This window comes from Marinactinospora endophytica (assembly GCF_054780875.1).
The window spans coordinates 153487-168643 of sequence record NZ_BAAGVM010000004.1 but is presented as its reverse complement, the minus strand read 5'-3'; the positions used below and the strand labels follow the sequence as shown (position 1 = coordinate 168643).

Sequence of the window (15157 nt, the reverse complement as noted above, 5' to 3'; positions counted from 1 at the left end):
CCTTCTCGGATCGGGAACCGGCGACCCGAGCATACCGACCAGGTGGTACGCCGCGTGTGGTCGTACCCGCCCAGGACCCCCCTCCCCGCGCTCCTCGGACGGGACGGGAACCGGGCCGGGCCGCCCGGCGTCGGAGACGACGGTGCCCCGCCGTAAGAGGGAGACGGCGGGGCACCGGAGCGGGCGCGCAACTACGACCGCGCGCCGAACTCCCGCTCGAACCAGTCGGCCGCGTACATGGCCGCCAGGTAGTCGGGACGGCGCACCTCGGTCGGGATGGGGAAGGCGCTGTCGTTCTCGAACGCGGGCAGCTTGCTCCACAGCGCGTCCTCGGCCAGCTCCGACACCGGCGTGTTGGTCTGGCTCTCATAGACGAGCAGGGTCTCGCCGGTGAACACGTCGGCGATCTCCTCCTCGCTCACCGGGGCCCACTCCTTGTTGCCCTCCTCGGGGGTGGCGACCTCCTCGGCGGGCTCGAACCCGAAGTCGGTGAGCAGCCGCATGCCGGGCGACTCGTTGGTGAGGGTCTGGATGCCGTTCTCGCCGGACGAGGCGACGTTGGTCGGCTGCTCGGGCAGGTCGGCGCCCTCGGTCACCTCGGCGACACGGGTCTCGTAGCCGTCGAGCAGCTCGGCGGCCTTGTCCTCGGCGCCCAGCATCTCGCCGAGCGTGGTGAGCTGCTCCTGCCAGGTGGAGTCGGAGGAGTCGATGAAGATCGTCGGCGCGACCGCGCTGAGCTGGTCGTACATGTCGCGGGCGGTGGCCATAGGCCGGCCCACGCCGCCGGCGACGATCAGGTCGGGTTCGGCGGAGGCGAGCGCCTCAAGGGAGATGTCGGCGGTCGTGGAGAAGATCTCGACGCCGGCCTCCTGCGCGGCGCCGTTCCAGTGGACCGGGAAGCCGTCCTCGTCGTAGCGCACGCCGCCGCTCATGCCGACGGCCGTGCTCGCCACGGAGGCGTCGAGGGAGAGCAGGTCGCCGGTGAGGGTCGGGTTGAGCGAGACGATGCGCTGCGGCTCGCTGGGGATCTCGACGTCGCCCATCTCGGTGGAGACGGTCCGCGTGGCCGGGGCCGCGTTGTCGGCCTCGGCGGTGGACTCGCCCGAGCCGCCCGAGCCGCAGGCGGTCAGGGCCAGCAGGCCGGCCGCCGCGACGGCGGTCAGCCGCAGGCTCGCGGTGACGCGACGCCGCGTGGTCAAGGAGCCGTCACCGGCGGGGGACGGAGCGTCTTCGCTGAAGGGGGACATCGGGTCGGGTATCCAATCCTCGAAAAACACAAAAAGCGACATGAGGGGACAAAATCCCACTGAGAGGTTAGCCTAACCTAAATCTGTTTTCGAGGTGGTGGGGGGTACCCCGGACCGGCCGACCCGGCCGGTCCGCGGCCTCACGACGGCGCTACTCCCCGGCCGGCAGCCCGGGAAACGCGGCCGGGCGCCGTTCCAGGAAGGCCGCCACCCCCTCGTGGAAGTCCGGCGAGGCGAACGCCCCCGGCATCAGCTCGGCCGCCTCGCGCGCGGCCTCCTCCAGGCCGGTCTCCAACCCGCGGTAGACCTGGGCCTTGATCGTCGCCATCGACATCGGCGAGCAGGAGCGCGCGAGCTCCCCGGCGTACTCCAGCGCCGCCTCCAGCACCTCCTCGCGCGGCAGCACCCGATCCGCCAGACCGATGCGCTCCGCCTCCTCGCCCAGCACGATCCGCGACGACAACAGCAGGTCCAGTGCCCGGCTCGTGCCGACCAGCCGGGGCAGCTGCCAGGCGATCCCGTACTCGGCGATCAGCCCGCGACGGCTGAACGCGGTGGTGATCTTGGCGTCCCGCGCGACGAAGCGGAGGTCGGCGAAGAGGGCCGCCACCAGGCCGACCCCGGCCACCGCGCCGTTGACCGCGGCGATCACCGGCTTGCGCACCCCGACCGGCATCGACATGGGGCGGCGCCCGTGCCGGAAGGAGGCCGGGTCCAGCGCGGCCAGCGCCTCCATGTCGGCGCCCGCGCAAAAGCCCCGCCCGGCACCGGTGACGACGATGGCGCGCACCCGCGGGTCGCCGTCGGCCTCCTCCAGGAGGTCGAACAGCCGTTCCTCCATCGCGGGGGTCCAGGCGTTGAGCCGCTCGGGACGGTTCAGGGTCAGCAGCAGCACGCCGTCACGCCGCTCGCTCAGCACCTGGCGCTGCGGATCCCTGGCCCAGTCGGGGGTCTCGGACATGGTCGCTCCTCGTCGCCGCGGATCGGGTGGGGCGATCCTACGAGGCGGCATGTGGCCCACCTCATGGCGAATGACCGTTTTCGCCATGCGATGTCCGGCCGCCTTCCGGGCGGCGGCCACGGGGGAGGAATGGCGGGGCCGGGACGCCCGGGATCCTCGGCGGACGCCGAAGGCCCGTTTCGTGGACGATGGGGCGGGCCTGTTCAGGGGGTGCCGGTGGGGTGGCCGGGGGTCAGGGGCGGTGGAACTCGCCGTTGCGGGCTCCGTCGAGGAAGCACTCCCATTCGTGCGGGGTGAAGAAGAGTCGTCCGCCTTCGGGGTTCTTGGAGTCGCGGACGTAGGTTCCCCGGTCGGTGTGGGCGACCTCGACGCAGCCGTGCGCGCTTTCGCTGGCTGTGGCTTTGAGCCATCTCAACCCGTCGGGGGAGGGAGTGGTCCGGTCGTTCATGCCTGCAGCTCCTTGCGGATCTTTTGCGCCAAAGATATCGATTCGTCTTGATCCAGGGCGCTGCCCATGAGGAGCCCGAAGCGTTCCCGGTAGTCCGCCACGTCTTTGGGGCTTTGGAGATAGACATTGCCGGCGGGGCTGTCGATGTAGACGACGTCGCGGTCACCGGTCTCGGGGAACTCGATGATCGTGAACGGTCCTGCTGACCCGGCGTGCGCTCCTTTGCTCAGGGGAAGGATCTGCAGTGTTAACCGTCCTGAATCGGTCATCCGCAGGATGTGGTCCAGTTGGGCGGCCATGGCCGCGGAGCCGCCGACCGGTCGGCGCAAGACGGTTTCCTCGGTGATGGCCCACAGCTTGAACGGTGCTGCCCGCTTGAAGATCTGCTGACGGCGGATTCGGAGTTCGACCAGCCGCTCGATGGTGTCGGACCGGTCGCGGGGACGCTGGGCCTTGAGTGAGGCGCGGGCGTATTCGGGTGTCTGTAGCAGGCCGTGGACCAGGTGGTTGGTGTAGGAGTGCAGGGCGGCTGCTTCGGCTTCGAGTCCCACGTAGGTGTCCAGGCCGCTGGGGAGCACATCGCTGTACTCGTCCCACCAGCTCGCCTCCGAAGCCACTCGGGCCATCGTGTGCAACCTGTCGATGACAGCCTGGTCGGTGACTCCGTAGACCTCCAAGAGGGCTTTGAGTTCGAGCTTCTTCAGGGAACCCTTGCCGTTCTCCAGGCGCGAGATCTTGGAGCCGGACACTTCGATCCGTTCCCCGGCCTCTTCTCCGGTCAGGCCGGCGGCACGCCGGAGCTTGCGTAGCTCGATGCCCAGGCGTCGGCGTCCGACTGCAGGCCCGTGAGGCATCTCTTGTTCCTCCTGGCTGATGGTGCGGTCCAAGGGCCAGTCTGCCGAAAGACCGATCAAAGCATCTCCATTCTGCACGGCCACGAGGAAGTCCCTCACTGAATTTTCGCTCTGCACTTGCATTGCATATGCAGAGCGCAGATCATTGTTACCGTCGGAGAGTGATTCGTGACTCACTGTGTCGCCGGGGGGTAATGAGCGGTGAAAGGCGCGGAGGGAGCAGGGGCGGCCCGCCGGGCCGCTCTGGGATGGCTGCGGCACCTGGGGTTGGCGCCTGAACGATGGCCGGAAGCCGAGCTCATCGTCGGTGAGCTGGTGGCCAACGCCGTACGGCATGGTGCGGATCCGGTCGACGTCGTGGTGTGGCCGGCGGGGTCGGCCTGTGCGGTGGTGGAGGTCCGTGACGCCGGACGGGGGATGCCGGAGCTGCCCTCGGCGAAGGACCCGGCCGACGTCGATCCGCTGTCCGAGGGCGGGTGGGGGCTGGCCCTGGTCACCCGGCTGGCGCGGGGCTGCTGTGGCGTGGAGGTCCTACCGGTGGGCAAGTCGGTCTGGTTCGCCCTGCCCCTCGCCCGGGAAACGGCAGGGGCGTCTCCCATCCCGCCGCCGGAGGTGGTGGCGGTCCTGGTGAAGGAACGGATCCGCGCCGAGACCGCGCACGGGCGAGTGTGATGAGCGGCCACGCTCGGCACCGGGAGGCCGCCGCCCGTGTCACCTGGGATCGGGAGCGCCGGCATGTGGGCGCCCTGCCACTGGTGCGCCGTGGCGTTCCGGAGCACACCCGCCTGGGGCCGGCGATCTGCCCGGACGGTACCTGGCGACTGGGCTCCGCCGGAACCTGGACCTGGCCGGAGGAGACCCCGATGTCCCGCGCGCGACGGCCTGTGCGGGATTCATGCTGCGCCGGACGGCACGGCAAACGTGAGAAGGCTCCGGCGGATGTCGTGACCATCCCCGGAGCGTGGACCCCGACCTGAGCGACAGGTGGAGGACATGACCAAGCTTAGGACCCGCCCGACACCAATGACCACTGTCCGCCGTGTCCTGGAGGAGATGGTGCTGTGGCTGTTCGGTATGACGGCCCACCGCGATCCGGCCACCCGTGCGGCGCTGGTGATGCCGGAGAACAAGGAGGCGCCCGTCCTGGAAGGGGCGTCATCCTCCCGTGGAGAGCGGCTGCCGTCCGGACCGCGCCGGAGTCCTTCGGAGGGGGAGGCCGGCCGGCACGCGGATCCGCCGCTCTACATCGGGCGTCACCGCCGCAGGCGGCCCACCGCGACCTCCGCGGACACCGCTCTGCTGCGCCGGGTCCTTGACGGATCGCGCGCGCTGGAAGTGCCCGCCGACCCCGGAGTGGAGGGGGGACACGGCCCGGACGCCGACGACTACGCCACGCAGACCCTGGTCCGCCCCTACCTGCCGCCTTTGGATCAGGTCGCCTGAAACCGTCGTCATGGGCGGGCTCGTGGCATGCGCTACGGGTCTCGCCCATGACGTCTTGCGCGGTGCCGGATCGGGACCACTCTTGGGCAGCCAATTCGGATCGGTGGTCAGGTGTTCGCCCAGGTCGTCGAAGAGTGGGGTGAACCGAGCCGGACGGGGCTGTCCTCGGCGGCGGCATGGGCGGCGCTCACCAGGCCGGCCCGGCCATGGCGCGACGGAGCGCCGGCGATGCGACTCGTGGACCATCGTGCGGGGAGAGGCGCCCGCAGCGTCACGGCCGGGCGTACAGCGCCGTCGCGTCGTCGTGCCGCTTGCCGCGCGGCACCCCGTGGCGGCGCTCCTCCGCGCGCACCCAGGAGATCAGCGAATCGGGGCCGTGCTCGTCGAGGTGCTCCCACACCGACGACCAGGGATGCCCGTAGTACTCGGCCAGGCGGGTGCAGCCGTCGGTGAGCAGCGCGAACCGGGGGTCTTCGCAGCGCACCGAGCCGGTGACCGCCTCGTGGGCGGCCTCGGCGACCGTGCTCGCCACCCAGAAACCACCCGGGACGTTGCGCGAGGCGCTGACCAGCTCGCGCGAGTAGGGGCGCCCGCCCGGCAGGTGGTCGAGGCGGTCGTCGCAGACCACCGTCACCTTCCCGTCGGGGTCGGGCAGCAGCACCGCGGAATCGGCCAACACCAGGTACTCCACCCCCGCGCCATCCTCGGCGCGGCGGGCGACGGCCACCGTCGCCGAAGGACTGTCGGGGTTGCCCAGGTCACAGCCGCCGCCGTGGTCGGCGCGCACGCGCTCGATGGCGCCCGCCAGCGCGTCGGGCAGCGTCGGGCGGCGCGCCGCCGACAACTCCCACGCCAGCGCCGCGCCCAACCGCTCCACCAGCCAGCGCACGTCGTGCCGGCAGCCGGAGTCCACCCCCGGCGCCGCGGTCGCGCCGTCCAGCACGAACGCCCAGTCCATCGCCGCCGCCGCGTAGTCCTCGTTGCGGGCCCCGACACCGCGTTCGCTCGCATACGTCACTCGCACGAGAGCCCACTGTAGTGACCCGGCGGGCGCAAGGAGCCAGGATCCATCGCAGCCAGGACCGGCCAGGCAAGCGGGGGAGGGCGGGCCACGGGCATGCTCCGGGACCACGGGTAACGGGGTGCCACCGGCGGGCCGGCCGGCGGCGCCTTACCACGCCGCCATCTTGACACCGACCGGTCGGTCTCTATAGGACGGGGTGAGCCCAGAGAAGAGGTACGGACATGCGAACCGAGGTCGACACCCGAGACGGCAGGGTCCGCGGCGTCGCCGAGAACGGCGTCGTGGTGTTCCGCGGCCTTCCCTACGCCGCCCCACCCGTCGGCCCCGCCCGGTTCCGCCCGCCCACCTCCCCACGACCCTGGGAGGGGACCCGCGACGCCGGGGCGTTCGGCCCGACCGCGCCGCGCTCCCGCTACCCCGAGAACATGGACGCGCTCATCTCCGAGCGCTTCATCCCCGGGGACGACTACCTCAACCTCAACGTGTGGACGCCCGACCCCGGCGCCACAGGGCTGCCGGTCATGGTGTGGATCCACGGCGGGGCGTTCACCAACGGCTCGGGAAGCGAACCGGTCTACGACGCGACGGCCTTCGCCCGTGACGGCGTCGTCGCCGTGACCTTCAACTACCGGCTCGGGGTCGAGGGGTTCGCGGTCCTGGAGGACGCGCCCGCCAACCTCGGCCTGCTCGACCAGATCGCCGCGCTCGAATGGGTTCGCGACAACATCGCCGCCTTCGGTGGCGACCCCGACCGCGTCACCGTCTTCGGGGAGTCCGCCGGGGCGATGAGCGTCGCGACGCTGCTCAGCCTGCCCCGCGCCCGCGGCCTGTTCCACCGGGCCATCGCCCAGTCCGGCGCGGCCAACGCGGTCAACCAGCGCGACGACGCCGCCGTCGTCACCCGGGTCCTCGCCGACCGCCTGGGGGTGGCCCCCACGACGGAGGGACTCGCCGGCGTCCCCCAGGACCGGATGCTCCACGCCCAGGCGCAGGTCTCGTTGGAGCTGCAAGGCCTCCCCGACCCCGCGGTGTGGGGCGAGCGCATCGCCGCCGGAGTGCTGTTCCTGCCCTTCGCCCCCGTCGTCGACGGCGAGCTCATCACCCAGCGGCCGATCGACGCCATCCGCGCCGGCGCCGGGCACGACGTGGACCTGCTGTTCGGCACCACCACCGACGAGCACCGGCTGTTCCTCGTCCCCGGCGGGCTGATCGACCTCATCCCCGAGGAGTTCGCCGTCGGCCTCCTGACCCAGGCCGGCCTGGGGCCCGAGGCCGCCGAGGTCTACCGGCAGGCCACCGGCGCGGTCACCGCCGGCGACCTCTTCGCGGCGGTCAGCACCGACCAGGTGTTCCGCATCCCCGCGCAGCGGATGGCCGAGGCCCGGGCCGACGCCCCCGCGGCGACGTTCGGCTACGAGTTCGCCTGGCGCACGCCCGTCCTCGGCGGGCGCCTCGGCGCCTGCCACGCCCTGGAGCTCCCGTTCGTCTTCGGCACCTCCGCCCCCACGCTGACCGGTCCGGACGCGCCGCGCGGGCTCGCCGAGGACATGCACGCCGCGTGGGTGCGCTTCGCGGTCACCGGCGACCCCGGGTGGCCGCGCTGGGACCCGGACACCCGCGCCACCATGCGCTTCGACCACCCGGTGAGCGAGGTCGTCTCCGACCCGGGCGCGCGCACCCGCCGCCTCTGGGACGGCCGGACACGGTGACCCCGGGGCGGCTCCACGGCCGCCCCGGTGGTCCGGTGCTCAGTCCAGGTAACCGCGCACCGAGGCGCGGATCGTCTCGCTGTGGAGGTAGATGTCGTCGAGGGAGCCCAGCAGGTGACGGGTCTCCCGCTTTTCGGCGTCGAACAGGCCGAGGTACTTCTTGGACTTGCCGTTGAAGTGCAACCGGGCGATCGGCTTGCGGTTGTTGTCGTCGAGCAGGATCGCGAAGTAGGACTTCGAGTCACGGTGGGCGATGCGCTGCGGTTTCACCTCGCTGCACGCGATCGCCTTGACGATCTGGTACCCCTCTAGTTCTTCGAGGGTCGTCTCGATCGTCGTGTCCCGGTCCAGATCCTCCTGCGCGACCTCGTCGCTGCTGATGGCCCCAGCCGTGGACTCCGTGTCCTGTCCCGAGCTGAGCGCCGTCTTCAGTCGCTCGTTGACCTGGTCGTTCAGGTACTGTGCCGCGGCCTTGCGCACGAGCGGCGCGAACTGCTCACGGACCCGTTTGGTGAAGGAGCCCTCGTGGACCCGTGAGGTGAAGAAGCGGATCCATTCGTCGTCGGGGTCCTTGAACTGCGCCGCCAGGGTCCGCTTGATCTCGCCGATGTACTTGAGCTCTCCCGCCGCGCTGATGACGGAATCGAGGTCGAAGTCCTCTTTCGTTAGTTTGCGAAGTTCCGGGAGGAGGGTCTCGTCGATGTCACCGAAGTCGAAGACGAGGAACGGCTTGGCGTCCATCCGGTTCGGAGCGTCGAGGTCGGTGTAGAAGTGGTAGGCACCGCCATTGGTGAGGACGGCGATCCGCGCGTTCGTGACGGAGAAGTAGCGATACAGCTGCGAAGCGTGCTCGATCTTGAGTACTTCGCCTGATTTCTTGCATTCGATGAGGATCTGCACCTCGCCGTCGCGCATGATCGCGTAATCGACCTTCTCCCCCTTCTTCACCCCCACGTCGGCGGTGAACTCGGGGACGACCTCCAGCGGGTCGAACACGTCATAACCGAGGATCGTCGAGATGAACGGCATGACAAAGGCGTTCTTCGTCGCCTCTTCGGTCTGGATCGCGCCGTGCTGGTTCTGCACTTTCGCGGCGAGCGCGGCGATCCTCTCGGTGAATTCCATGTCCCGTTCCTCTCTGGCCGCCCGGTGGACCGTTCGCGTTGCTTGCCGGGCACGCCTCCGAACCGAAGGGTGAACTCCGATAGGGGTGTGTGTTGCGTCTCAGTGTTCCATAGAGAAACGGGTGAAAGGTGTGAATTGGTAATAAGAGGTGGCTTCTCGGCTCCAGTGGCAGATAGCGGTCTCGGTGAGGAGACGCGCCGATCCGCCGGCCGTCACCGTACTGTTCGACGAAGCGGGAACGCGTGAAACTCCAGTCGGCTGACGGCCTCCACCGTGCGTTTCCGCTGGACCGCCCATCCCGTCCCAAGCCGAGGGCGGCCACGGCGTGACGGCATATGGGGCCGCCGGCCGGGAACGTGCCGTTCGGCCGCCTGCCCGCGTCCTCGTCCCAAGGTCCAGACCGTTTGTCCGATGTCGGCCGGTTCCTGGAAGCGGATCCGGGACCGAGTCGGGCGGAGAAGGGAGGGCGGCGCCCGACGTGGCTCCGGCTTCTCATGGAGCGTGGGCGGGGTGGCCCCCTTCGAGACCTTTCGAGGGGACCACCCCGCCCTGTGGCGCTTCGGGCCGCCCGGGGTCGCCGACCGTGGGTCAGGCCGGCGCCGGGACGTCCGCCGGCAGCAGGGTGGTGAAGTCCTCGCGGGCGACGTTGCCGCCCAGCTCCACCAGCCGGCCCGCCTGCCGGGTGATCATCCGCTCCAGGACCTGGCGGGCGTAGCGGGCGTTACCGAACGAGGCGTCCCGCGGCACCGCGGAGAAGTGCTCCGCCAGGGCGTGCAGGGTGTCCTCGGCGCATTCGTACCCCGACGACGCGGCCATCTTCGCGACGATCGTCACCAGCTCCTCGTCGCTGTAGTTCGCGAACTCGATCCGGTGGCTGAACCGCGAGGCCAGACCCGGGTTGGAGTCGAGGAAGCGCTGCATCTCGTCGGTGTAGCCGGCGACGATCACCACGACCTCGTCGCGGTGGTCCTCCATCAGCTTCACCAGGGTGTCCACCGCCTCCTGGCCGAAGTCCGCGCCGCTGCCCCCTCGGGGGGTCAGCGTGTAGGCCTCGTCGATGAACAGCACGCCGCCCTTGGCCCGCTCGAACACCTCGGTCGTCATCTGCGCGGTGTGCCCGATGTAGCGGCCGACCAGGTCCGACCGCGCCGCCTCCACCACCTGGCCGCTGGGCAGCACCCCCAGCGTGTGCAGCAGCCTGCCGTACAGCCGGGCCACCGTCGTCTTACCGGTACCGGGTGCGCCGGCGAACACCAGGTGGTGGCTCATCGACGGCACGGGCAGGCCCATCGCCTTGCGCTGCTGGGACATGACCAGCAGGTTGGCCAGGTCGTTGACCGTCGCCTTGACCCCGCTCAACCCCACCATGGCGTCCATCTCGGCGCGCAGCGCTGCCACCTCGTCCACGGGCTTGTCCGACGCCCCTTCGGCCGGGGTCTCCACGCCTAGGTCGACCGGCAGCAGCAGGGTGAGGTCGGCCGGGTTGTCCGGGGGCTCGCCGCCCAGCCGGTAGGCCTGGCGGTCGATCATCTCCTCGAACAGTTTGCGCGCGTCACGCCCGTTGCCGAAGGTCGAACCCCGGTGCATCCCGTCGAAGCGCGCCCGCAGCGCCGTCCGGGTCTCCTCGGCGAGCTGGTAGTGGTGGGCCTCGCACATGCCCTCCACGATCTGCACGAGCTCGTCCACCTCGTAGTTGGGGAACTCGATCGTGCGGCTGAACCGGGAGGCCATGCCCGGGTTGGCGGCCAGGAAGCCCTGCATCTCCTCGGTGTAGCCGGCGACGATCACCACGACCTCGTCGCGGTGGTCCTCCATCAGCTTCACCAGGGTGTCGATGGCCTCCCGGCCGAAGTCGGGGCCGCTGCCGCCGTCCTGCTTGCCCGACAGGGTGTAGGCCTCGTCGATGAACAGCACGCCGCCCTTGGCGCGCTCGAACACCTCGGTGGTCTTGATCGCGGTCCCGCCCACGTACTGCGACACCAGGTCGGCCCGCGCCACCTCCACCACGTGCCCGTAGCGCAACACGTCCAGCTCGGCGAGGATCCGGCCGTACAACCGCGCCACCGTGGTCTTACCGGTACCGGGCGGCCCGCCGAACACCAGGTGCCGGCTCATCGAGGGCGTGGGCAGCCCCATCTCCGCGCGGCGCTTGGCCATCTGGGTGCGGTTGATCAGGGTCCGGACCTCGTGCTTGACGTTGGCCAGGCCGACCAGCGCGTCCAGCTCCGCCAGGGGGCCCTCGGACTCGGGCTCCGCGTTCTCGGGGGCCTCGGCCGAGAAGGAGGGGGAGGGCAGGGGGGAGGGCATCGCGTCCTGGCCGCCGCCGTCGGCGTTCTCGCCGTAGGCGTCGGGGGCGCCGTTCCCGCTGCTCAGAAGGTCCTGGGCGCGGATCCGCTCGCTGCGCACGGTCTGGCGCAGACCGGCACGGGCGTTGTCGCGCACCGAGCAGTCCTCGACCACGACGTCCTCGGCGCTGTGCACGAGGACGCCGTCACCGCCGTTGCCGAACAGCTCGCAGCGGCGCAGGTTCGCCCGCGCGCCCGCGGCCACCAGTACGCCGTTGCGGCGGCCGTTGTAGACCCGGGTGCGCAGCAGCGACGCCTCGCCGCCGTTGAGCACGGCGACACCGTCCCCGGTGCAGTCGGAGATGTCGCAGTCGCGCAGGTCGGCGCGTGCCGCCGCGCCCACCGCGACGCCGGCGTCGCGGCTCTCGCGGATCTGAACACCCGTGAGCAGCGGACGCGACCCCTCGTCCACCTGGATCGCGTTCTTGCCGGTGCGCTCGACCGTCACATCCTCCAGGCGACCCTGCCCGTCTTTGACGAAGCGGATGCCCTGGCCCTTGGTGTCGGTGACGGCGAGGCCCCGCAGGAAGGGGCTGGCGGCCTCGACCACGAAGCCGGCGCCCTTCGTGCCGGAGACCAGCCCCCGGTCGAACTCCACGGTGCTGCCGCCGGTGATCGAGACCCCGTTGCCGCCGCGCACGATCAGACCGACGAAGGAGGTCGTCGAACGCTCCTCGGCGCGCACCGCGTCCCCGCCGGCGTCGATCACCTCGCAGTCGGTGAACATGCCCCGGGCCTTGCCCCACAGGTGGATGCCCGCCCCGGTGGAGCGCTCCACGGTGACCCGGCGCAGCTGCGGGTCGGCGCCGTTGTGCACGGCCACGCCGCGTCCGCCGATGTCCTCGAACCGGCAGTCCTCGACGTCGACACGGGACCGGGTCGACAGCACCAGGCCGTCGTCGGAGGTGCCGTGCACCCGCAGGTCGCGCAGCGACGTCGAGGCGTCGTCCTCCAACGCGACGGCGGGCTTGGCGCACCCGGAGATCTCACAGTCCTCGACCAGGCCGCCGGAGCGGCCACTGGCGAACACCCCGTTGCCGCGCACGTCGCGGAAGACGCACGAACGCACCGTCGGAGCGCCCTGCTCGCCGAGGACCAGGGCGCTGGTCTGGACGTCCTCGATCAGGCAGTCCTCGATCACGCTGCGCTCGGGCGAGGTGATGACCACCCCCGCGCCCGCCGAGCAGGTCACCCTGCTCTCGCGCATCGCCAGCGCGCCGGAGTCGCGCACCACGACCGCCGTCCACGCCGCCCCGGACACCTCGCAGTCGGCCATCTCGGCCTGGCCGGCGGCGATGTCGACCGCGGGCCGGTCCCCGTCGAGGCCGCGCAGGACGATCCCGGACAACTTGACGGCCTCGGCCGCCGAGACGACCACGCTGCCGGACCCGGCGACCACCTCGACGCTGCCGCGGCCGTCCCGCGCCACCAGCGTGACGACCTTCATCAGCACCAGGCTCTCCTCGTAACGGCCCGGTGCGATGCTGATGAGGGCGCCGTTCTCGGCCGCCGCCACCGCGGCCCCGATCGTCGCGTGTCCATCCGGGGCTACCGTGAGGAGTTGCCTCGCCATCTCGTCTTCCCTTTTCCTCTGGGTCCCCCGAATCCGGGGGTTCTCTCGGTCCCGGGCCTGGCCGGCCCGGTACGCGGTGGGGCGGGACGGCCAGGCCGTCCCGCCCACCACGTCACGAACAGGTCGCCCGGACCACCGACGCGGCGACGTGCGAGCGGGCCTCGCCCTCTCCGCCCACCGTGTCCTCGCCGATGTTGGTCAACTGGACGGTGAAGCTCTCGGCGGGCGAGGTGAACCCGGTCACCTGGACCCAGCCGCCGCGCACGGCGGACTGCTCGACGCCGAAGACACCGATCGCCTCGCCCTCGGAGGTCGGCCCAGGGAAGACCTGGTACTTGGCCTCCCGCTCCGCCACCCACAACGGGCTCTCGTCGTCGGGGACGTGCACGTAGATGTCGCAGGCCACCCCCGGCCGACCCGGGGTGAACGTCCAGTAGGCGTACTGGCCGTCGCCGCGTTCGGGGTCGCCCGAGACGGGGATCGCGTCGTAGGCGGCGGTGCAGTCCTCCTGGGGGTCGGCACCCTCGCGCACGGCCCACGAGGCGGTGCCGTCACCCTCGTGCCACGCGCCGGCGCGGCCGTAGGACGCGGCCTCGTCCGAGGCGCAGCCGGGGCCGACGATCTCGGAGAAGCTCCACGCGGCCGGGGAGGCCTGCGTGGACGGCTGCGACTCCGCGGGCTCCTCGGACGCGGCCGGCGCGGGTGGCGGGACGTCGGCGTTCTCCTCGTTCTCCGGCGTCCGCTGGCCGGACTGCTCCCCGCCCTCGGCCGTGCCTTCCTCGCCCTGAGACGTCTCGCCCTCTGCTGCGGAGCGCTCCTCCCGCTCGCTGGCCGACGCCGCCTGCGCCAGCGTGCTCGCGCCGTCGCCGTCGGCGCTCTGCTGCCCGGAGTCCGTGGACCGTTCCGTGCTGCCGGCGCTCCCGGTGTCCCCGCTGCCGCCGCTGTCCTCGGTGTCGTCCGGCCGCGACGAGCGTTCGCCGTCGCCGTCGTCCTCGCCGGTGGAGCTCCGCGACCCCACCTCCGGCAGCGAGCCGATGATGCCGGGCGCGTCCTCGTCGGAGATGCGGGCTTCCGGCGCGTCTCCGGAGCCGCCCGACTGGTCCCCGCTGCCGCTCGTGGTGGTCGTCTCGCCGGAGGTGCCGTCCGGCGCTGGGTCGCTGCGCTCCTCCTCACCGGTCTCCCCGGTGCCCGGGTCCGGAGTGGCCGCGCTGCCCGAAGGCTCCTCCCGCACCTCGGGCACGTAGCCGCCCGAGCCGTCCGAGGCCGTGTCGTTGACGCTGCCGGTCGTGGCCGCCTCCGCCGTGCCGTTGCTCCCGGAAGCGGACGAGCCCGCGGCGTTCTCGCTGCCCTCCCGGTCACTGGTGCCGGCGATCAGGCTGCCCGAGGTGAGCGGCACCGTCTCCAGCGTGCTGCTCTGAGTGCTCGCGGACACCGCGAACGGCGCGGCGATGAGGACGAGCCCGGCGATCGCGGCGCCCGCCAGCACGGGCGGGCCGGGGCGGCCCAGCTGCGGGCTGGGCTCGACCGGGTCCAGGGGAGCGCGGGCCACGGCGCCCACCGCGTCGAACGCGCGGGGGTGGGCGGCCGCCGTCGCGGTGGCGGTGGCCGCCTCCGCCTGTTCGGCCGGGGACGCCGCACTGGACGCCTCGGGGACGTCTGTCCGGCCGCTGACCGCAGGCGGCGGGGAAGGCGGCTGGTCTGGCGAGGTGGCGGGGGTCAGCGCCTTCTCCTGGCCGCCCTCGATCTTCTCGGTCATTGACGGTCCTTTCCACAACCCAGGGGGAATCGCCGGGGCCGCGCTCGGCTCGCGGCGGGGACGGGGTGGCAGTGCTCAGACGACGGGGGTGGGGTCGATGGCGGCCGTCCGTGCCGGGCGGCGCCTGCGGTGGTTCACGGCCGGGGCTCCGGCGCGTCCGGCCGTGTGGCGCTCTGCGGAGCGCCCAGCTGGTAGGGGGCGTACAGGTCGGGACGCAGCACACTCGCGGCCGGCTCGCCCCGCCCCTTGGCGTCGCGCAGCCCGGCCCAGACGTGCGCTCCGGCTCGCACCCGGGCGGCCCCCTCCTCGAACCCGGCCGGGGGTGTGGCGGGTTCGCTCCATCCGGCCGCCTGGTGCCCGTCCGTCCACACCCAGCCGAGCTGGACCCCGTCCTCGTCTGCCAGCGGCGCCCGCAGTACCGGCGACTGGTACTGCCAGGCGTACTGGTCGGGGACGTGGTCGACCCGGACGGTGGAGCCGTCGGGGTGCCAGCGGGGGTGGCGGAACGGGCCGTCCGCCGCGCGTTCCGGCTCGGAGGCGGGTGCCGTCCGCACCTCCGGGTCCGGCTGCGCCGCGGGCTCCGGTTCCGGTGCGGATTCCGGCTCCGCCACGGCCCCGGAAGCGGCCGGGTTCGTCTGTTCTGTCATCTTGGTGTCCGTTCTACCGGTCTTC

Annotated in this window: 12 protein-coding genes; 3 read left to right on the top strand and 9 right to left on the bottom strand. The window is 71.7% G+C overall.

The annotated features are described in order from the left end of the window. Positions 1-191 precede the first annotated feature (191 nt). The 4 genes from ACYVHU_RS09510 to ACYVHU_RS09495 form a co-directional block, all read right to left on the bottom strand. Positions 192-1247, bottom strand: coding sequence for an ABC transporter substrate-binding protein (locus ACYVHU_RS09510; RefSeq protein WP_498948124.1), 1056 nt, complete (start codon positions 1245-1247; stop codon positions 192-194). Between the two features lie 151 nt (positions 1248-1398). Further along, positions 1399-2208 carry a Clp protease/crotonase-like domain-containing protein gene (locus tag ACYVHU_RS09505; protein WP_498948123.1) on the bottom strand — a complete coding sequence of 270 codons (810 nt, stop codon included), beginning with the start codon at positions 2206-2208 and terminating at the stop codon, positions 1399-1401. 232 nt (positions 2209-2440) lie between these two features. Beyond that, complete coding sequence (locus tag ACYVHU_RS09500; RefSeq protein WP_498948122.1) at positions 2441-2656, bottom strand: DUF397 domain-containing protein; 216 nt, start codon at positions 2654-2656, stop codon at positions 2441-2443. Further along, positions 2653-3510 carry a helix-turn-helix domain-containing protein gene (locus ACYVHU_RS09495; RefSeq protein ID WP_498948121.1) on the bottom strand — a complete coding sequence of 286 codons (858 nt, stop codon included), beginning with the start codon at positions 3508-3510 and terminating at the stop codon, positions 2653-2655. Before ACYVHU_RS09495 ends, ACYVHU_RS09500 begins: the two co-directional genes overlap by 4 nt. 201 nt (positions 3511-3711) lie before the next feature. On the opposite strand from ACYVHU_RS09495, the gene ACYVHU_RS09490 reads away from it, so the two are divergent. Further along, on the top strand, positions 3712-4182 hold the full coding sequence (locus tag ACYVHU_RS09490; protein ID WP_498948120.1) for an ATP-binding protein: 471 nt from the start codon (positions 3712-3714) through the stop codon (positions 4180-4182). Positions 4183-4533: 351 nt separating this feature from the next. Further along, complete coding sequence (locus ACYVHU_RS09485) at positions 4534-4953, top strand: hypothetical protein (RefSeq protein WP_498948119.1); 420 nt, start codon at positions 4534-4536, stop codon at positions 4951-4953. A 271-nt stretch (positions 4954-5224) separates the two neighbouring features. On the opposite strand, the gene ACYVHU_RS09480 is transcribed toward ACYVHU_RS09485, so the two are convergent. Beyond that, complete coding sequence (locus tag ACYVHU_RS09480; RefSeq protein ID WP_078761497.1) at positions 5225-5977, bottom strand: protein phosphatase 2C domain-containing protein; 753 nt, start codon at positions 5975-5977, stop codon at positions 5225-5227. Positions 5978-6198: 221 nt separating this feature from the next. On the opposite strand from ACYVHU_RS09480, the gene ACYVHU_RS09475 reads away from it, so the two are divergent. Further along, positions 6199-7686 (top strand): carboxylesterase/lipase family protein, encoded by a 1488-nt coding sequence (locus tag ACYVHU_RS09475; protein WP_432936694.1) that lies wholly within the window; start codon positions 6199-6201, stop codon positions 7684-7686. Between the two features lie 39 nt (positions 7687-7725). Here the strand turns inward: ACYVHU_RS09475 and ACYVHU_RS09470 are convergent, their stop codons facing one another. The 4 genes from ACYVHU_RS09470 to ACYVHU_RS09455 all read right to left on the bottom strand — a co-directional run bounded on the left by ACYVHU_RS09470 (position 7726) and on the right by ACYVHU_RS09455 (position 15132). Continuing rightward, on the bottom strand, positions 7726-8811 hold the full coding sequence (locus ACYVHU_RS09470; RefSeq protein WP_432936691.1) for a type I restriction endonuclease: 1086 nt from the start codon (positions 8809-8811) through the stop codon (positions 7726-7728). A 588-nt stretch (positions 8812-9399) separates the two neighbouring features. Beyond that, the gene (locus ACYVHU_RS09465) at positions 9400-12729 is read right to left on the bottom strand and encodes a right-handed parallel beta-helix repeat-containing protein (RefSeq protein WP_078761494.1); all 3330 of its coding nucleotides are present in this window, start codon (positions 12727-12729) and stop codon (positions 9400-9402) included. A 112-nt stretch (positions 12730-12841) separates the two neighbouring features. Continuing rightward, the gene (locus tag ACYVHU_RS09460; protein WP_078761493.1) at positions 12842-14485 is read right to left on the bottom strand and encodes a hypothetical protein; all 1644 of its coding nucleotides are present in this window, start codon (positions 14483-14485) and stop codon (positions 12842-12844) included. A 134-nt stretch (positions 14486-14619) separates the two neighbouring features. Continuing rightward, positions 14620-15132 (bottom strand): hypothetical protein, encoded by a 513-nt coding sequence (locus ACYVHU_RS09455; protein WP_144390074.1) that lies wholly within the window; start codon positions 15130-15132, stop codon positions 14620-14622. Positions 15133-15157 lie beyond the last annotated feature (25 nt).